This window comes from Crossiella sp. S99.2, assembly GCF_023094165.1.
Classification (GTDB): domain Bacteria; phylum Actinomycetota; class Actinomycetes; order Mycobacteriales; family Pseudonocardiaceae; genus Crossiella.
This window is the reverse complement of sequence record NZ_JALMDK010000010.1, coordinates 171,613-189,767: the sequence shown is the minus strand read 5'-3', so window position 1 is coordinate 189,767 and position 18,155 is coordinate 171,613. Positions and strand designations below refer to the sequence as shown.

18 protein-coding genes are annotated in these 18,155 nt (G+C 72.1%); 8 read left to right on the top strand and 10 right to left on the bottom strand.

What is annotated here, in order from left to right; genetic code table 11:
* Positions 1 to 6: 6 nt before the first annotated feature.
* The 5 genes from MZC64_RS33465 to MZC64_RS33445 all read right to left on the bottom strand — a co-directional run bounded on the left by MZC64_RS33465 (position 7) and on the right by MZC64_RS33445 (position 6,414).
* On the bottom strand, positions 7 to 675 hold the full coding sequence (locus MZC64_RS33465; RefSeq protein WP_308301099.1) for a response regulator transcription factor: 669 nt from the start codon (positions 673 to 675) through the stop codon (positions 7 to 9).
* On the bottom strand, positions 672 to 2,243 hold the full coding sequence (locus MZC64_RS33460) for a histidine kinase (protein ID WP_247763557.1): 1,572 nt from the start codon (positions 2,241 to 2,243) through the stop codon (positions 672 to 674). Before MZC64_RS33460 ends, MZC64_RS33465 begins: the two co-directional genes overlap by 4 nt.
* A 104-nt stretch (positions 2,244 to 2,347) precedes the next feature.
* Positions 2,348 to 3,706, bottom strand: a complete 1,359-nt coding sequence (locus MZC64_RS33455) for a carboxyl transferase domain-containing protein (RefSeq protein WP_247763556.1) — start codon at positions 3,704 to 3,706, stop codon at positions 2,348 to 2,350.
* Positions 3,699 to 5,150 (bottom strand): acyl-CoA synthetase, encoded by a 1,452-nt coding sequence (locus MZC64_RS33450; RefSeq protein ID WP_247763555.1) that lies wholly within the window; start codon positions 5,148 to 5,150, stop codon positions 3,699 to 3,701. Before MZC64_RS33450 ends, MZC64_RS33455 begins: the two co-directional genes overlap by 8 nt.
* Positions 5,151 to 5,172: 22 nt before the next feature.
* Positions 5,173 to 6,414, bottom strand: coding sequence for an SLC13 family permease (locus MZC64_RS33445; protein ID WP_247763554.1), 1,242 nt, complete (start codon positions 6,412 to 6,414; stop codon positions 5,173 to 5,175).
* A 104-nt stretch (positions 6,415 to 6,518) separates the two neighbouring features.
* On the opposite strand from MZC64_RS33445, the gene MZC64_RS33440 reads away from it, so the two are divergent.
* The 3 genes from MZC64_RS33440 (at position 6,519) to MZC64_RS33430 (ending at position 8,533) form a co-directional block, all read left to right on the top strand.
* On the top strand, positions 6,519 to 7,226 hold the full coding sequence (locus MZC64_RS33440; RefSeq protein WP_247763553.1) for a FadR/GntR family transcriptional regulator: 708 nt from the start codon (positions 6,519 to 6,521) through the stop codon (positions 7,224 to 7,226).
* Position 7,227: 1 nt separating this feature from the next.
* The gene (locus MZC64_RS33435; protein WP_247763552.1) at positions 7,228 to 7,527 is read left to right on the top strand and encodes a helix-turn-helix transcriptional regulator; all 300 of its coding nucleotides are present in this window, start codon (positions 7,228 to 7,230) and stop codon (positions 7,525 to 7,527) included.
* A gap of 130 nt (positions 7,528 to 7,657) precedes the next feature.
* Complete coding sequence (locus MZC64_RS33430) at positions 7,658 to 8,533, top strand: TIGR03620 family F420-dependent LLM class oxidoreductase (protein ID WP_247763677.1); 876 nt, start codon at positions 7,658 to 7,660, stop codon at positions 8,531 to 8,533.
* Here MZC64_RS33430 and MZC64_RS33425 read toward each other — a convergent pair.
* A complete protein-coding gene (locus MZC64_RS33425; RefSeq protein WP_247763551.1) occupies positions 8,515 to 8,892 on the bottom strand; it encodes a DUF4406 domain-containing protein in 378 nt (125 codons plus the stop codon). The two genes, MZC64_RS33430 and MZC64_RS33425, sit on opposite strands and share 19 nt — an antisense overlap.
* A 49-nt stretch (positions 8,893 to 8,941) precedes the next feature.
* Between MZC64_RS33425 and MZC64_RS33420 the strand changes: the two genes are divergently transcribed.
* Positions 8,942 to 9,700, top strand: a complete 759-nt coding sequence (locus tag MZC64_RS33420) for a DeoR/GlpR family DNA-binding transcription regulator (RefSeq protein WP_247763550.1) — start codon at positions 8,942 to 8,944, stop codon at positions 9,698 to 9,700.
* 177 nt (positions 9,701 to 9,877) lie between these two features.
* Here the strand turns inward: MZC64_RS33420 and MZC64_RS33415 are convergent, their stop codons facing one another.
* Complete coding sequence (locus tag MZC64_RS33415; protein WP_247763549.1) at positions 9,878 to 10,753, bottom strand: alpha/beta fold hydrolase; 876 nt, start codon at positions 10,751 to 10,753, stop codon at positions 9,878 to 9,880.
* Positions 10,754 to 10,840: 87 nt separating this feature from the next.
* A complete protein-coding gene (locus MZC64_RS33410; protein WP_247763548.1) occupies positions 10,841 to 12,427 on the bottom strand; it encodes an NAD(P)/FAD-dependent oxidoreductase in 1,587 nt (528 codons plus the stop codon).
* Between the two features lie 122 nt (positions 12,428 to 12,549).
* Between MZC64_RS33410 and MZC64_RS33405 the strand changes: the two genes are divergently transcribed.
* The 4 genes from MZC64_RS33405 (at position 12,550) to MZC64_RS33395 (ending at position 16,651) form a co-directional block, all read left to right on the top strand.
* The gene (locus tag MZC64_RS33405; RefSeq protein WP_247763547.1) at positions 12,550 to 13,245 is read left to right on the top strand and encodes a response regulator transcription factor; all 696 of its coding nucleotides are present in this window, start codon (positions 12,550 to 12,552) and stop codon (positions 13,243 to 13,245) included.
* Positions 13,235 to 14,992, top strand: a complete 1,758-nt coding sequence (locus MZC64_RS33400) for a cell wall metabolism sensor histidine kinase WalK (protein ID WP_247763546.1) — start codon at positions 13,235 to 13,237, stop codon at positions 14,990 to 14,992. Before MZC64_RS33405 ends, MZC64_RS33400 begins: the two co-directional genes overlap by 11 nt.
* Positions 14,993 to 15,023: 31 nt before the next feature.
* Positions 15,024 to 15,149, top strand: coding sequence for a hypothetical protein (locus MZC64_RS48230; protein ID WP_282106277.1), 126 nt, complete (start codon positions 15,024 to 15,026; stop codon positions 15,147 to 15,149).
* A gap of 488 nt (positions 15,150 to 15,637) precedes the next feature.
* The gene (locus MZC64_RS33395) at positions 15,638 to 16,651 is read left to right on the top strand and encodes a Gfo/Idh/MocA family protein (protein ID WP_247763545.1); all 1,014 of its coding nucleotides are present in this window, start codon (positions 15,638 to 15,640) and stop codon (positions 16,649 to 16,651) included.
* 78 nt (positions 16,652 to 16,729) lie between these two features.
* On the opposite strand, the gene MZC64_RS33390 is transcribed toward MZC64_RS33395, so the two are convergent.
* A complete protein-coding gene (locus MZC64_RS33390; RefSeq protein WP_247763544.1) occupies positions 16,730 to 17,392 on the bottom strand; it encodes a zf-HC2 domain-containing protein in 663 nt (220 codons plus the stop codon).
* A complete protein-coding gene (locus MZC64_RS33385; RefSeq protein WP_247763543.1) occupies positions 17,389 to 17,973 on the bottom strand; it encodes a sigma-70 family RNA polymerase sigma factor in 585 nt (194 codons plus the stop codon). The genes MZC64_RS33390 and MZC64_RS33385 overlap by 4 nt, the downstream gene beginning before the upstream one ends.
* Positions 17,974 to 18,155 lie beyond the last annotated feature (182 nt).

The following is an 18,155-nucleotide window of genomic DNA, read 5'->3' as shown; positions in this document are numbered from 1 at the left end:
GCCGGCTCACCGGTCGGGGCCGAGCAATCCGGCCTCGTGCGCCACGATCGCGGCCTGCACCCGGTTCGCACAGTCCATTTTGGTCAGGATGCGGCTCAGGTGCGCCTTGGCCGTGCCCACCCCGATGTGCAGCCGCTGCGCGATCTCGGCGTTGGACAGGCCCTCGCCGACCAGCTTGAGCACCTCGCGCTCGGCGTCGGTGAGCCGGGCGACCCTGGGGGCGGCATCCGGCGCCCGGTTCGGGCCGAGCAGGTGGGTTTCGATCAGGTCCCGGGTGATCCGCGGTCCCAGCACCGACTCCCCCGCCGCGGCCAGCCGGACCGCGCGGATCAACTCGGTGGGCCCGGTGTCCTTGAGCACGAACCCGGTCGCCCCGGCCCGCATCGCCTGTGCCACATAGCGTTGCTCGCCGAAGGTGGTGAGCATGACCACCCGGGTGTCCGGGGCCAGCCGGGCGATCTCCGCCGCGGCGGCCAGCCCGTCGCCGCCGGGCATCCGGATGTCCAGCAGCGCCACGTCGATGCGTTGCCGCACACAGACTTCCACCGCCGACGGACCGCTGTCCGCCTCGGCGACCACGCTGATGTCCTCGGCGCTGTCCACGATCATCCGCACCCCGGCCCGCATCAGCCGTTCGTCGTCGGCGATCAGCACCCGGATCTCCTGCTCGCTCACCGGCGCAGCTCCTCCTTGGCGACCAGCACCCCGTCCCGGAAGCACAGTTTGTACTGGCGCACCGCGGGATCGTCCAGCGCACGATAGTGGAAGCACTCGCTCTGCTCCGGCGCGTCCACCGGATCGAACAGGCTGAGGTCGCTGCCCTCGCCGAACCGCTCGCGCACCACGTCCTGGCCGGTGCCCAGGTCGAGCCCGGTGTAGTCGGCGGACTTGATCGGGTGGCCGCCGGTGAAGAAGCCCAGCACCACGACCACCACCGCGATCAGCAGGATCGGCAACGCCCCGAACAGGGCCAAGCAGCCGGAGCCGAGCACCCGCCCGGCGGTGAGCACCTCGCCGGCCAGCGGGCCCGGCGGCTGGATCGCGGTCGGCCGTTCCGGCGCGGGACCGGCCGGTGGCAGCATCGGCAGTTCGGCCCGCACCAGGAATCCGCCGTCCACAGTGGACCCACTGCTGAACCGCCCACCGGCCAGCGCGACCCGCTCCTCCAGCCCGGCCAGCCCGCGCCGGGTGCCCAGCGCCCCGCCCGCGGCGACCGGACCGTTGTCCACCAGCACGAGCACCCGCTCGTCATCGGTGCGCACCCGCACCCTGGTGGTCGCGGCGGGGGCGTGCTTGTGCACGTTGGTCAGCCCCTCCCGCACCACCCGGTGCACCGCCCGCCGCACCCGCACGTCCACCTCGTCCAGGTCCGGGCCGTGCCAGTCCAGTTCGACGTCCACCCCGACCCGCCGTGATTCGGTCACCAGCCGGGCCAGATCGGCCTGGGTGCCACTGTCCTGGTCGAGTTCCTCGGCCGGGCCGACCCGCAGGATGCCCAGCACATCACGCAGTTCGGCCATGGCGGTGCCCGCGGTGGTGCGCAACAGGTGCGCGTGCTCGCTCAGCTGCGGGGCCTGTTTGGCGGTGGCCAGTTCCAGCGCGCCCGCGTGCATGGAGATCAGGCTGAGCCGGTGCCCGAGCAGGTCGTGCATCTCGGCGGCGATGTGCGCGCGTTCGGCGGTGCGCGCCTCCGCCGCGGTGAGCAGCCGGACCTGTTCCAGGTACTCGTTGCGGTCGTGCAGCACCCTGGACAGCGGCCGCCGCCGTCCCACCAGCAGCCCGGCGAGGACCGGCAGCACCACCAGTCCGGCGGTGATCAGCGCGTACCCGGCGACCTCGTCCGCACCGAAGGAGAAGCTGGGGCCGCCGAGCAGGAATCCGGCCAGCAGGGTCACCGCGAGCGCGGTCCACAGCCGCCGCCGGGGCTGCACCCGGCGGCCGGCGTGGAAGCTGATCACCGCGATGACCGGCAGCGCGGCCACCGAGCCCACCAGGTACAGCCCGACGGTGCCGATCAGCGCGGCGGCCGGCCAGCGCAGCCGGGCCACGGTCAGCAGCAGCGCCAGCACGGCCCCGATGATCGTGGTGGGCATCGGCAGCGGCAGCAGGGTGATGGGCAGCAACGCCAGGCCGAGCACGGCCAGTACCAGCAGCGCCTCGGCGACGAGCCGGGCCGGGGAGGTCGCCCGCACGGCGTCGCGGATCAGTCGGGGCTCCGCGCGGAGCCGGTCCAGCCAGGTCACGTGTTCTCCGCCTCTGTGGTCCAGTTGGCGTAGTACATCGTGCCCGGTCAGGCGGCGGACAGTGCCAACCGGCCAGGGTGTTTTGGCCGATCGGCGCGCGCCGGTCAGTCGATGGGTTCCTCGCCCGCGATGCCGTGCACGATCCCCAGTTCGAGGAGGTCCTGCGGCCGCAGTCGCAGCTGGTTCGCGGTGTGCTCGACCTCGGCGGGCCCACGCTTGAGGATCGCGGCCCCCAGTTCCGGCGCGATCACCGAGAAGTAGGCGTCGGGGGTGATCCACAGCCGGTCGGCCGAGGCCAGCGCGAGCGCGCCGCCGGAGCCGCCCTCGCCGATGACCAGGGTGGTGATCGGCACGTCCACCGCGGCCACCGCGCCGAACAACTCGGCCAGCGCACTGCCCACGCCGGCCTGTTCGGCCGCGGCGTCGTTGGCCGCGCCGGGGGTGTCGACCAGGGTGAGCACCGGCAGGCGGAGCTGGTCGGCCAGCCGGATCAGGCGGGCGGCGGTGCGGAAACCGGCCGGGGTGTTGGCGGTGCCGGTCTGGGCGACGTAGGCCACGGTGGCGCCGTCGCGGCGGCCGAAGCCGCAGCGCATGCCGGGGTCGGCGCCGCCTGCCCGGTCGCCGCTGATCTCGAAGACGCGGTCGAAGTAGTCGTCCAGGTATGCCTCGGCGCGGGGGCGTTCCACGGCGCGGGCGCGCTGGACCGCGGACCAGCCGTCGGCGGGCCAGTCCTGGCGGCCGAGCGCGCGGGGCACGGTGGCCGGTTGCACGGGGGCGGCGCCGGTGGGGGCGAGCAGTTCGACCACGTGCCGCAGGGTGTGCGGCAGGGTGGCCTGGTCCACCACCGCGTCGACGGCGCCCGCGGCGAGTTTGCCCTCGCTGCGGAACTCCGGCCCGTCCGCGCCACCGGGCGGCTGGACCCGGTGGCCGCCGAAAGCGACGGTGGCCTCCCGCAGCGCGAGCACGATGTCCGCGCCCGCGCCCAGCGAGGCCCACACACCGCCGGTGGTGGGCTCGCGCAGCACCGCGATGTGCGCCAGCCCCTCCCATCGGGTGAGCTGGAGCTGCCGGGCGATCCGCTGCAGCTGGAGCAGTGAGCGCATGCCCTCCTGCATCCGGCTGCCGCCGGTGGAGATCAGCGAGACCACCGGCCAGCGCAGCCTGCGGGCGATCTCGAAGGCCCGGCAGATCCGGGTGCCGGCACGCTGACCGAGTGAGCCGCCGATGTAGCGGAAGTCGAAGGCGACCAGCACCACCGGCTGGTTGCCGATCTGTCCCTGCCCGCACACCACCGATTCGGATTCGCCGGACCGGGTGCGCGCGCGGGCCCGCTGCTCGGTGTAGCCGCTCCAGGTGAGCGGCCCGTCGCCGTAGTCGGCCTCCGGTCCGGTGTCGGCGAAGGAGAACTCGGCGAACTCACTGGTGACCGCGGCGATGGCGGTCCGCGCGCCCCCATCAGTCACCGGCAAGCGACCTCTTCATGATCTTTCCCATCTCGTTGCGCGGCAACCGGTCGAGGAACTGTACGCGGCGCGGGCGCTTGTGCGGAGCGAGCTGGGTCGCCACGAGGTTCACCAATTCTTCCGGCTGGGGGTCGCGGCCGGGCGCAGGCACGATCCAGGCGACGATGCGTTCGCCGAGATCGGGGTCGGGTTCGCCGGTGATCGCCACCTCGGCCACGTCCGGGTGCTCCAGCAGCACGTTCTCGATCTCCCCGGCGCCGATCTTGTAGCCGCCGCTCTTGATCAGGTCGGTGGCTTTGCGCCCGACCAGCCGGAGATAACCGTCGGCGGCGCGAGTGGCCACGTCACCGGTGCGGAACCAGCCGTCCCGGAAGGCCTCGGCGGTGGCCTCGGGCCGGTTGAGGTACTCCAGGAACAGGTTCGGGCCGCGCACCTCGACCTCGCCGACGGTGTCGTCGTCGCTGGTCGTCACGACCGTGCCCTGCTCGTCCACCAAGCGCACCTCGACCCCGTTCACCGCCGCCCCGACGGTACCGGGCCTGCGTTCGCCGTCCGCCCGGACAGCGCAGTTCATCAGTGTTTCTGTCATGCCGTAACGCTCGACGACCTGGATCCCGGTGGCCGCGGTGATCCGCTGGTGGTCGCTGACCGGCAGCGCGGCCGAGCCGGAGACCAGCAGCCGGGCCTTGGCGATGGCCGCGGCCAGCTCCGGATCGGCCTCCACGTCGGCGGCCAGCCGGTGGTACATGGTGGGCACGCCGAACATCATCGTGGCCGGTCCGGCCAGCTCGCGGGCGGCGGCCTCGGTGCTGAACCGGCCGAGGTGGCGCACGGACCCGCCCAGCCGCAGCGGGCCGAGGATGCCGACGATCAGCCCGTGCACGTGGAACAGCGGCAGGCCGTGCACCAGGGTGTCCGCGCTGGTCCAGGCCCAGGCGTCGGCGAGCCCGTCCAGGTTGCTCGCCAGCGCGCGCCGGGGCAGCACCACGCCCTTGGGCGGGCCGGTGGTGCCGGAGGTGTAGACGATCAGCGCGGGGGCTTCCGGTGCGGGTTCGGCGGGGAGTGCGCCGAGGGGTTCGGCGGCCAGCGCGACCGGGTCGACGTCGATCCTCGGCAAGGCGGCCAGCGCGGGCGGCAGGGTGTCCTCAGCGGCGGCGAAGACCAGGTCAGGGCGGCTGTCGCCGAGGATGTGGCCGAGTTCCCGCTCCCCCGATTTGGGGTTGATCGGGATCACCGGGACCCCGGCGAGCAGGGCCCCGGTGACGGCCAGGCAGGTGTGCATGGAGTTGGTCGCCCACACCGCGACCCTGGTGGCCGGGGCCGAGGTCCTGGCCAGCGCGCCCGCGGCGGCGGCCAGCTGCGCGTAACTCAGCGCGAGGTCGCCGAACCGCACCGCCTCCCGGTCGGTGGGGTCGACCAGGGCGGGGAACAGCGGTGTGGACACGGGCGCCTCTTTCGTCGGTGGTTCAGTGCAGAGTGGGGACGACCAGGGTGAGCCACAGCAGCGGCGGGGCCGCCACCACGATGATGCCGCCATAGGCCATCAGCCGGCGGAACAGGCGTTCGCGCTCTTCTTCGGCCGAGTTGGCCAGCACGATCGCGCCGTTGGTGGAGAACGGGCTGACGTCGACCACGGTGGCCGAGACGGCCAGCGCGGCGATCATGCCGACCGGGCCCACTGTGCCCTCGGCCAGGAACGGCACCGCGAGGGGGATGGTGGCGCCGAGCAGGCCGACCGAGGAGGCGAAGGCGGAGACCACGGCGCCGATGTAGCAGAGCAGCAGCGCGGCCAGCAGTGGCGCGCCGACGTCCTTGACCGCGCCAGCGATGTAGGTGATGGCGCCGATCTTCTGCAGCACGCCGACGTAGGTGAGCACCCCGCAGATGAGCAGCACGGTGGGCCAGGTGATCTGGCCGATCGCGCTCTTGTGGATCTGTGGGGAGAGCAGGCCGAGCACCACCGCGATGGTGATGGCGACCAGGCCGACGTCGAGGTTGAAGGCGAGGGTGAGCGCGACCAGCACGACCAGTCCGGCCAGGGTGAGCACCCGGTCCCGGTTGAGCCGGATCGGCTCCTGCGCGCCGTCGAGCGCGCTGGTGCCGCGGGCGAGCTTGAGGCCGCCGAGCACCAGGAAGGCGATCACCGCGATGATCAGGTTGGCGACCAGGCTGGCCAGGAACACCGCGACCGGGCTGCCGGGCAGGCCGTTCTTGTCCACCAGGCCGTTGACGATGGCGCCGTAGACGCTGATCGGGGAGAACCCGCCCGCCTGCGCGCCGTGCACGACCATGATGCCGATCAGCAGCGGGTTGATCTTGTACTTGGCAGCGAAGCCGAGGGCAATGGGCGCGACGATGGCCACCGCGGCGGGGCTGACCGCGCCGATCGCGGTGAGCAGCGCGGAGACCACGAACATCACCCACGGGATGACCGCGAGCCTGCCCCTCGCCAGCCGGACCGCGGCCGCGACCAGCCAGTCCGTGGTGCCGTTGGCGCGGGCGATGGCGAACAGGTAGGTGACCCCGACCAGCACCACGAAGATCCCGCCGGGGAATCCGGCCATGATCTCCTCGGTGGACAGGCCGCCGGCGAAGGTGCCGACCAGGAACGCGGCCGCGAAGGCCAGCACCCCCATGTTGACCGACCACACCGAGGCCACCACGAAGATGGCGGCCAGCGCGAGAATCGAGATGATCTCTGCGGACATGGTGGCTCCCGGGGCGCTAGATTGGCTCAGCCACTGAACCATCAGGCCACTCGCGCGGTCAACTGCTACCGTTGCGGGCACTGTCCGCCGAGGGGGAAGTGCCGGTGTCCGACACCCTGCGTCCGATCAACCGCCCACGCCTGTATGAGCAGGTGGTGGCCAGTCTGCGCGACTACGTGAGCAGCGCGGGCCTGCGCGCGGGCGATCGACTTCCGCCCGAACGGGAACTGGCCGAACGGCTCGGCGTCAGTCGCGCTTCGGTGAAACAGGCGATCGTGGTGCTGGAAGTGCAGGGCCTGGTCGACGTCCGGCACGGCGGCGGCAGCTACCTGTTGCACGACACCCTGGACGCCGAACCGGTGGCCGCCCTGGTCGACCGCCGCCGCCGGCTCCCGGACGTCCTGGAAGCCCGCGAGGCGCTGGAGACCAAGCTCGCCGAACTGGCCGCCGAACGCCGTACCGAGGACGACCTGGCGGAGATCGAATCGGCTCTGGCGCTGATGAAGCAGGAGATCGACGCGGGCGAGTACGGCCTGGAGGGCGACCGGCGGTTCCACGCGGCGATCACCGCGGCGGCCCGGAGTTCGCTGCTGGCCGAGTTCATGCGCATGATCGCCGACCAGATCGCGGAAAGCCGGACGGAATCACTGCGCCAGCAGGGCAGACCGGAGAAGTCCCTGGAGCAGCACTGGCGGATCGCGGCGGCCATCCGGGCCCGGGACGGGGCGGCGGCGACCGCGGCGATGCGGCGGCACGTGCGCACGGTCAGCCGGGTCCGGCTGTTGAGCTGGGAACCGGACGGCGAGGCCTGAGATGACCGACTCGGCACAGCTGGTCGAGGTGTTCAAGGCGCTGGCCAACCCGGTGCGGTTGCAGTTGCTGCAGTGGCTGCGCGAGCCGGAACGGCACTTCCCGGAGATCAACGAGGTCGGGGTGTGCGTGAGCCACATCCAGGCCAAGATCGGGCTCGCCCAGTCGACGGTGTCGGCGTATCTGGCCTCGCTGGAACGCGCCGGGCTGGTGCGCTCGACCCGGGTCGGGAAGTGGACCCACTACCAGCGCGATGAGCAGCGGATTTCCCAGCTCATCGACGTGCTCGGCCGCACCCTCTAGCCCCGATCCGCACCGCGTTCGCCGGATCCGCCGCTTTTCATATCGAGAATCTGCGATACTTCGATTCGTCGATCAGAGAAGGCGGCCCCGGCCGCCAGGCAGGAGACGAACCGTGGGCAACATCGAGGGCATGGACCTGGGCCGCTTCGGCGTCTGGACGTTCGACTTCGAGGACCAGCCGGCCAGCCAGATGCGGGACTCGATCCAGGAGCTGGAAGCCCTGGGCTGGCCCGCGTTCTGGATCCCGGAACGGGACGGCCGGGAGGCGCTGACGCACGCCGGTTTCCTGCTCTCGGCCACCGAGCGGATCATCGTGGTCAACGGCATCGCGCGGATCTTCTCCCGCGAACCCCGCTGGACCCGCGGCGCGGCCCTGCTGCTGGCCGACGCCTATCCGGACCGCCATCTGCTCGGCCTCGGCTTCGGCGGCGAACGCCCAGGTCAGCAGCCCCTGCAAGCCATGCGCGACTATCTCGCCGACATGGACGCGGTGACCAGCGCGAACCCACTCCCCCAGGCCCCGGCGCGCCGGATCCTGGCCGCCTACGGACCGAAGATGCTGGCACTGGCCCGCGATCAGTCGGCCGGCGCGCACACCTATCACGTGTCGGTGCGGCACACTGCGCAGGCGCGGGAGGTGCTGGGCGCGGTGCCGTTCCTCGGCGTCGAGCAGGCGGTGCTGTTCGAGCGCGATCCGGCCCGCGCCAGGGAGATCGCCCGCGAGCACCTGCACGTGTACCTGACCAGCAAGTACAACGTGGCCAAGTTCCTGCGGCTGGGCTACACCGAGGCGGACCTGGACGGCGGCCGGGGCAGTGACCGCCTCGTCGACGATCTGGTGCTCTGGGGCGATCTGGACACCATCGCCGGCAAGCTGCACCACCACCTCGACGCCGGGGCCGATCATGTCGGCGTGCAGGTCATCGGCGTGCGACCCGGCGAGTCGGCGATGCCGCACTGGCGTGCGCTGGCCGGGGCGCTGCTGCCTCAGCCGGTGGCGCGGTAGCCGGGGATGTCCTCGATCCGGCGGTAGATCGGCAGGCCACGCTGCTGCGCGATGGCCACGTCCTGGTCGGCGCCTTTCGACTCGCCGGGCAGCCGCAGCACCGCGTCGCAGTGGTGCAGCAGGCGGTCGGCGGTGGGGTACATGATCTCCTCGGCCAGGGGATCGGCCGGGCCGGTGCCGCCCGCGCCACGCAGCACCGGCAGCGCGACCCATTCGCCGATCATCGGCAGGTGCCCGCTGCGGAAGATCGGCCAGGCCGCCTGTTCCAGGGCGCGCAGGTTGGCGGCCAGCTTGGCCGGGTCGTCGCCGGTGCCGGAGCGGTAGGGACCGGCGATCAGAATCAGCAGTGGTGTACTCATGACCATCACGGTAACGTGCACAAGTCGGCAAAAACAAGGAGAAGTGTGCATGCTGAGCGCGCAGCGTCGTGAGCTGCTGCTGGAGCGGTTGCGGAGCACCGGCCGGATCGTGGCCAAGGACCTCGCGACCGAGCTGGGCACCTCCGAGGACACCATCCGCCGGGACCTGCGCGAGCTGGCCGCGGACGGGTTGTGCCAGCGGGTCTACGGCGGCGCGCTGCCGGTCAGCCCAGCCGTCGGCGACTACGCCACCAGGGAGAACCTGCGGGTCTCGGCCAAACAGCGGGTGGCCGCGCGGGCCGCGGCGCTGATCCGGCCGCGCAGCACGGTGCTCCTGGACGGCGGCACCACGGCGCTCGCGGTGGCCCGGCGACTGCCCCTGGACCTGGCGGCCACCGTGGTCACGCACAGCCCGACCGTGGCCGTGGCCTTCGTGGACCATCCGCACGTCGAGGTGGTCCTGCTCGGCGGGCGGCTGTTCAAGCACTCCCTGGTCACCTGCGGCGCGGCCGCGGTCGAGGCGGCCCTGGGCGTGCGCGCGGACCTGTTCCTGCTGGGCGTCACCGGGGTGCACCCGGAGGCTGGACTGACCACGGGTGACGCCGACGAGGCCGCGATGAAGCGGACCCTGGCCGGGCAGGCCGCGGACACCTACGTGCTGGCCAGCTCGGAGAAGATCGGCGCGGCCTCGCCGTTCTCGGTGCTGCCGCTGACCACGGTGGCCGGGATCGTCACCGACACCCCGGCCACCGACCCGACCATGCGCCGGCTGACCGAACTCGGCGTCGAGGTCCTGTACGCGGACTGAAACGTGCACCAACGTGCATAGACAGGGACTCTGCGTCCCTGGGACTCCCCGTCCCAGGGACGCAGAGTCCTCTGGTACTCGCCGCGAGACCGGGTGAGAGTGGCTGCCATGACCGCCACGACCTACCCCGACCAGCGACTCCGCTCAAGCGACCGGCGCCCAGGCGACCGGCCCGGCTCAGGCCGCGCCGAGGAAGTCCGGGATCAACGGGAACAGCAGCGCCGGCTGACTGGTCACCGTGGTGTGCTTGGTGCCGGGCAACACCGCCAGCCTCGACTTGGGCAGCCCGGCCACATCCCCGTTCACCCCGCCGCCGAAGTGGGCGAACAGCTCCACCGTGTGCGCGAGCCGGATGATGTCGGAGTCCCCGGCGATCAACAGCACCGGCGCGGTCACCGCGCGCAGCTGCTCCGGGGTGATCCGGGGGAAGGCGCGCAGGTAGTTCTTGACCTTCTCCACCAGGCGCGGGAAGTCCTGCGGGCGTGGCGCGATGCGCACGTACTCGGCGTAGTACGGCGTCTGCATCAGGTGCTCGGGCTTGAGGTTCTCCATCGACTCGACCATGCCCGGGTGCATGCCGTCCAGGGTGTAGGCGACCGAGGCGAGCACCAGTTTGCGCACCTGGCCGGGGTGGCGCAGGGCCAGCGACAACGCGACCCCGGCGCCCATGCTGTAGCCGAAGACGTCGGCCTGCGGCACGCCGATCGCCCGCAGCAGCGCGGCGGTGTCATCGGCCATGCCCGGCAGGGTCAGCGGGCGGTCGATGTCGGCGGTGTGGCCGTGGCCCTGAAGTTCGACCGAGATGACCTTGCGGCCGCGGGCCAGCCGCGGCAGCAGCTCGGCGAAGGAGGTGCCGGTGGCCGAGAACGCGCCGTGCACCAGCACCAGCGGCACACCCCGGCCGTGCCCGTGCACCTCGTAGTACGACCGCAGTCCGTTGACCTCGACGTAGTGCCCGCGACCTGGCTCGGCCGCCGGTTCGGCGCCGACCGGCTGGGCCGCGCCCGCGACGAGCAGGGCGGCCGCGGTGACCGCGGTGATGATCTTGCGCATGGGTTCCTCCCGGTGTCTGTCCTCACCCCTGCGTCGAACGGGACGACGGTGATTCGACACACCGGCGGGAGAACTTCGCCGGATTTCTCAGGACAGCCGCAGCCCCCGGTAACCGTCGGCGGCGATCTGCTCGCACAGCGCCCGGTAGTTATGGAATCCACCCGCGTACGGCATGAACACCCGCGGTTTGCCGGGCACGTTCGCGCCCAGGTACCAGGAGTCGGCCAGCGGGAACAGGGTGGCCCCGGCCGCGAGGGCGACCTGCTCGTTCCACTCCCGCTCGGCCGCGGGCTCCGCCTCGGCCCGGCGCAGGCCGTGCTCGCGCAGGTGGGTGAGCAGGCCGGTCACCCACTCCACGTGCTGTTCGGCGGCCAGGATGACGTTGGCCAGCACCGAGGGGCTGCCCGCGCCGGCGAGCACGTAGAGGTTGGGGAAGCCGGTCACCGTCACGCCCAGGTAGGTGCTGGGCCCGGCCGCCCAGTGCTCGGCCAGCGGCAGGCCGTCCTCGCCGCGGATATCCAGCCGCAGCAGCGCGCCGGTCAGCGCGTCGTAGCCGGTGGCCAGCACCAGCACGTCCAGGTCGTGTTCCTGCCCGCCGGCCTGCACCGCGTGCGGCAGCACCCGTTCCAGGGGATGTTCGCGCAGGTCGACCAGGGTGACGTTGTCCCGGTTGAAGGTCTGGAAGTAGCCGTCGTCCACGCAGGGCCGTTTGGTGCCCACCGGATGCGAGTCGGGGGTGAGCGCCTTGGCGGTGGCCGGGTCGCGCACCAGCTCGGCGATCTTGGTGTGCAGGAACTCGGCCGCGGTGGCGTTCGCGGTCTCGTCCAGGATCAGGTCCTGGTAGCTGAAGAAGAACCCGAGCCCGCCCTCCCGCCAGCGCTGCTCGTACAGCGCGTCGCGCTCGGCCTCGGAATCCGCCAGCGCGGAGGGCCGGGTCTCGATCGGCATCCCGGCGTAGGTGGTCAGCGCCTGGGCCCGCAGCGCGCCGTACCCCTCCTGGACCTGCTGCCATTCCGCCGCGGTGAACCGCCGGTGCTGGGCGGGCACCGAGTAGTTCGCGGTGCGCTGGAACACGGTCAGGTGCGCGGCGGTCCTGGCCAGTTCCGGGATGGCCTGAATGCCGGAGGAGCCGGTGCCGATCACGCCGACCCGCTGCCCGGCCAGGTCCACCGGCTCGGCAGGCCAGTCACCGGTGTGCAGCACCCGGCCGGTGAAGCTGTCCAGGCCGGGCAGTTCGGGCACCCGGGCGGCGGACAGGCTGCCGACCGCGGCCACCAGGTGCCGGGCCCGCAACTCCTCTCCGGTGTCGGTGCGCACCACCCAGTCCTCGCCCTCGCGGGCGGCGCCGGTGACCCGCACGCCGAAGGTGATGTCGCGGCGCAGATCGAAGCGGTCGGCCACATGCCGGGCGTAGGCCAGGATCTCCGCCTGGGTGGCGAAGCGCTCCGACCAGGTCCACTCGCGCTGCAGGTCCTCGTCGAAGGAGTAGGAGTAGTAGACGCTGGTGATGTCACAGCGCGCGCCCGGGTAGCGGTTCCAGTACCAGGTGCCGCCGACATCCTGCGCCGCCTCGATCACGCGCACCCGGAAACCTGCCCCCCGCAGCCGGTGCAGTGCGTACATCCCGGCGAATCCAGCGCCGATCACGATGACGTCGTGCTCCGCAGTCCCCATGAGATCCAGGCTGCCGAAGACCGCGGGCGATCACCAGGGGTGTTCGGGTGAGTTGTGAAGAAGCTGTCAGGCCAGCCCGGGGAGTTCCGGCCACCCGGCCCGCGCCGCCTATGGTCGAGGGTGTGTGCGCGTTTGTGCTGGTGGCCGAGGACGATGTCAAGCAGGCGGACATCCTGCGCCGCTACCTCGAACAGGAGGGCCACGCGGTGACCGTGGTGCACGACGGGGCCAGCGCGCTGGAGGTCGCCCGCACCCGCGGTCCGGACCTGGTGGTGCTGGACGTGATGATGCCGCTGCTGGACGGCCTGGACGTGTGCCGGTTGCTGCGCCGAGACTCCCAGGTGCCGGTGCTGATGCTCACCGCCCGCTCCACCGAGGACGATCTGCTGCTCGGCCTGGACCTGGGCGCCGACGACTACCTCACCAAGCCGTACAGCCCGCGCGAGCTGATGGCCCGGATCCGGACCCTGTTGCGCCGCACTAGATCCACCGCCGAGGACCACGTGCTGCGGGCCGGTGCGGTCACCGTGGACCCGCGCAGGCACGAGGCGTTTGTGGACGGTCGCCCGGTGGAGTGCACGGCCGGGGAGTTCGCGCTGCTCACCGTGCTCGCCGAACAGCCGGGCCGGGTGTTCACCCGGCAGCAGCTGCTGGAGCGCACCAAGGGCTACGACAAGTTCATCACCGAACGGATCATCGATGTGCACGTGATGAACCTGCGCAAGAAGATCGAGGCCGATCCACGCCGTCCCGCGCACCTGCTGACGGTCTACCGGGTCGGCTACAAGCTCACCGACGGCGGCCGCGATGCGCCGTAGGGGCCGGGTCCGCCCGTACCGGAGCCTGCTGGTCAAGCTGCTGGCCAGTTCGGTGCTGATCGCGGTGGTCGCGGTCGGGCTGACCATCTGGCTGACCGCGACCACCACCAGCGAGGCGATCCGGCAGGAACAGGGCCAGGTGCTGGCCGATGACGCCAGCATCTACGACGGTCTGGTCGGCTACGCCGCCACCCACCCCGACTGGACCGGCGCCGGTCCGCTGATCCGCGAGCTGGCCGGGCGCACTGGACGGCGGATCGCGATCACCGACCAGGAACGGCGGATCCTGGCCGATTCCGCCACGCCCGGCACCCCGCTGCCCGCGCGCACCGCGGCGGTGCTGGACCCACTGCACCTGGATCCCGCGTTGTCCCCGCGCGCGGCGGACGGTCCGATCGACTCACGCGCGCTCGGCCCGTACCGGCTCACCGAGGAGGAACAAGAGAGGTCCAGGCAGCTGGCGGACAAGCAGCTCGACTGCCTGCAGAGCCTCGGGGTGCCCGCCGAGATCGTGCGGCGGCCCAACGGCCGGACCGAGGCCAGGGCGGTCAGTCCGGTGCAGTCCCTGGTGAAACCGGGCAACTGCCTGTCGGTCTGGGCCAGCGGCACCGAGAAGAGGGCCGTGGATGAGTTGGATCGCCTGGCCCAGTCCTGTTTGGAGCGGCAGGGGCAGCCCCGGATCCGGCTGGACGAGAACCTGGTCTTCTACGGCGCCAAGGGCGATCCGGAGGTGACCCGGACCTGTGTGGACAACGCTCGCCGCGAGCAGTTGCAGCCGCACGTGGCGCCGGCCGCGCTGCTGTTCGTCGGCAGCCAGGCCGATCCGCGGGCGCTGCCCGATCCGGTGCGGGTGGACACCAGGCGCCTGCTGGGCCTGGGTTTGCTGGTGCTGCTGCTGACCATCGGCGTCACCGCCCTGGTCGGCGGGCGGCTGGTCCGCCCGCTGCGGCTGCTCACCGAGGCGGCCTCGGCGCCTGCGGACGGCCACCGGCGGGTGCCGGTGACCACCAGGGACGAGATCGGGGTGCTGGCCACCGCCTTCAACGACCTGTCCGAGCGGCGGCAACGCGTTGAGGAGCAACGCAAAGCCATGGTCAGCGATATCGCGCACGAGCTGCGCACCCCGCTCACCACCATCCGCAGCGGCCTGGAGGCCGCCCAGGACGGCGTGGCCCAGCCCGACGAGGCCTGGCTGTCCTCCCAGCTGGAGGAGGTGCTGCTGCTGCAACACATCATCGACGACCTCCAGGACCTGGCCGCCGCCGACGCGGGCGCGTTCCGATTACACCCGGAGCCCGTGGCCGTCGCCGACCTGCTCGACCAGGTGGCCGCGGCCCACCGCGCCCGCGCCGAACAGTCCGGCATCGCCTTACGCACCACCGTGACCGGCGATCCCGAACTGCTCGCCGACCCGGTGCGCCTGCGCCAGCTGGTCGGCAACCTGGTCGCCAACGCCGTGCGGCACACCCCGGTGGGCGGCACGGTCACCCTGGCCGGCCAGACCGAGGGCGCCGAGGTGGTGCTCACGGTGACCGACACCGGCTCCGGCATCGAGGCTGACGACCTGCCCTTCGTCTTCGACCGCTTCTGGCGGGCGGAGAAATCCCGCAACCGGGGCACCGGCGGCAGCGGACTGGGCCTGGCCATCGTCCGGCAGCTGGCCGAAGCGCACGGCGGCACCGTGTCCGCGACCAGCACCCCCGGCGTGGCAACGGTATTCACCCTCCGGCTCCCGGCCGAAGGCTGAACCTCCGGACGGCGCCGGGGGCGGTGCGCGGGTGAAGGTGCGGGTCGCCGAGGTCTCGCCGCCGGGCGGCACGGTGATCGTGGTGGCGGCGAGCTTGGCCAGAGCCGGGTCCCGGTTCAGGTTGAGCGGCAACGGGTTCACGCTCGGGTTGCGGTAGGTGATCGTGCGTTGTCGCGGGTTGGCGCCGAACCACGTCAGGGAGGCGTTGACCGCGACCGGGTGGCGACCGGTTCAGCGCTGGAGCCCGCACCGGTGGCGAAGGTACCGTTGGCGCGCAACGGTTCTGACGATCCGGCCAGGACGGCAAGAGGTCAGCGACACCGGCCTACAGATCGTCCACAGTGGACAGTCTGGTCTCCGTCGACGCCCGGCGCTGGCCGAGTCGGCGGCGGACGGGATGTGGACACCGGGGTCGGCCTGGGTGCGGCCGGCCGGGTCCGGGCGCGGGGACACTGCCCAGCCACCGGGGCGGCGTGGGCGCGATCGCCGGCGATCAGGGCGACCGGGTGGGACGTGTCGCTGGGTGGGTACGGTGCGTGGTCGTGGCGGCGTGGATGCCTGCTCTCGGTCACGATGTCGCGCTCCGTGTTGTCCGGGCGGGCCGGGCGCGTTCACAGACACCCCCGACTGGGGTACAAGTGGGGCGTGCCCGAGAAACCACCACTGCGGTTCGGCGTGCTCGGCGCGGCCCGCATCGCCCCGTCCGCCCTGATCACGCCCGCTCGTGACCTGCCAGCGGCGGAGGTGGTCGCCGTCGCGGCGCGGGATGAGCAGCGGGCGCGGAAGTTCGCGCGCAAGCACGGGATCGAGCGGGTGCACACCGGTTACCAGGATCTCATCGAGGATCCGGGGGTGGACGCGGTGTACATCCCGTTGCCCAACAGCCTGCACGGGCGGTGGACAATGGCCGCGCTCAAGGCCGGCAAGCACGTGTTGTGCGAGAAGCCGTTCACGGCCAACGCGGCCGAGGCGCGGCGGGTCGCCGGGGCCGCGCTCGGCAGTGGGCTGGTGGTCATGGAGGCGTTCCACTACCGCTACCACCCGCTGTTCCGGCGGGCGGTGGAGATCGTCGCCAGTGGTGAGCTGGGCGTGATCAGCCACATCGAGACCGCGTTGTGCTTCCCGCTGCCCAGGTTCTCCGACATCCGCTACCGCTTCGACCTGGCGGGCGGCGCGCTGATGGACGCGGGCTGCTACGCCGTGCACATGGCCCGCACCCTGGGCCTGGCCGCGGCCGAGGGCGAACCCGAGGTGGTCGCGGCGCAGCCCAGGATGCGGGGCGAGGACGTGGACCGGGCCATGCGCGCCGACCTGCGGTTCCCGGCCGGGCACACCGGGCGGGTGCACTGCTCGCTGTGGTCAAAGTCGTTGCTGCGGATCTCGGCCACGGTCCGCGGCGACCGCGGTGAGCTGAGCATCCTCAACCCGATCATGCCGCAGGCGGTGCACCGGCTGACCGTGCGCGCGGGCGGCCACCGCCGGGTGGAACGCTTCGACAAGCGCGGCAGCTACTCCTACCAGCTGGAGGCGTTCACCACGGCCGTGCGCCACGGCGGCCCGGTGCTGACCCCGCCGGCCGACTCGGTGGCCACCATGGCCGTGATCGACGCGATCTACATCGCGGCCGGCCTGCCGCCGCGGGTCGCCGACGCCACCTGAGCCCGCCCGGACCTCCGAGTCCGGCCAGAAATCCGAGTCCGACCAGACATCCGGGCCTGGCTAGAAATCCGGGCCTGGCTAGAAATCGGCCGCCAGCACGGTGCCGCCGGTCGTGTCCAGCACCCGGAAACCGGTGGCCTCGGTGCGCAGCACGGCGCTGTTGAGGTTGCAGCGGATCTCGCCGGGGCCGTTGCCGACGAACTCCCCCGCCGGGTGGTCGGCGCCGCGCCGGTCGGTCACCACCACCCGGTAGCTGGCGCCCTGCTCGAAACCGCGGGCGGTCAGCTTGATCTCGGTGCCCCAGGTGTGCGGCACCAGGTTCGCGCTGGCCGCGACCCGGGTGGCGAGTTGTTGCACCGCCACCGATTCCAGGGGGATCGCGGACTGAGTGGCGCGGAGCAGGTCGGCGGCGCCGTAACCGATGGCGGTGCCGGCCAGCACGGCCAGGGTGACGCCGATGCCGAGGCGGGCCGAGCGGCGTTTCACCGTGCGGCGTTCGGCGCGGATGCGGCCCAGCACCGCCTCGCCAAGGCCCGGTGGCACCGCGGGTTCGTCGGTGACCCGGTCCGGGTCGACCTCGGCCAGTGCCTCGGCCACCGGGATCAGCTCGGCCACCTCGGCCCGGCAGTCCCCGCAGAAGTCCAGATGTGCTTGCAGGGCAACGCATTCGGGTTCGTCCAGTCTGCCTAGGACGTAGGCGCCGAGCTGCGCGCGCAGCACCTGGTGCGACTCACCGTTCACGGTTCCACGCCCATCTCCTCCATGGCCAGGTGCAGTGCCTTCAGGGCGTAGAAGATCCGGCTGCGCAGCACGCCGGCGGGCACGCCGACCTCGGCCGCCAGCTCGCGGCAGGGCCGTCCGCGCAGGTATGCCTCGACCAGCACCGCGCGGTGCGGGCCGGACAGGCGGCGCAGCGCCTCCTCGACCAGCCAGCGGTCCAGCATCGACTCGGCCAGGCCCGGCTCGGCGAGCAGCGTGGGCAGGCCCGGTCCGGTGGACTGACTGGCACGCCGGCCCGCCAGCCGGCGGGTCTGGTCCATGACCACCGTGCGGGCGATGGCGAACAGCCACACCCGCAGTCCGGCCACCTCCGGGTCGAACCGGTCCGCGGACCGCCAGGCCCGCAGGAACACCTCCTGCACCGCCTCCTGCGCCGTCCCCTCGTCCCGGAGCTGGCGCAAGGCGAAGCGGTACAACTCGGGGCCGTGCGCGGCGTAGGCCGCCCGCAGCCCGGCATCGGCGCTGAGGTCGGTGGCGAGCCCGCCCGCGGCGGCGGTCCTGCCCCGTCGAAACCCAGCGCTGCGTCCAACGGTGAAATCCATTGAATCCCCTTGTGCCGTCGCCGGTGTCTACGAGTCCCGGGCCGGGGCCGTTCACCGCTGCCACACAAATGGACGTATTCGTGACATTCGGTGAACCGGCACGCCGGACCGCCTCGTAGCGACGGACCGGAAGAATCCGTAGCCGGTTCCCGACCGCCGGGACGCCGGAATCCTTAGACTGG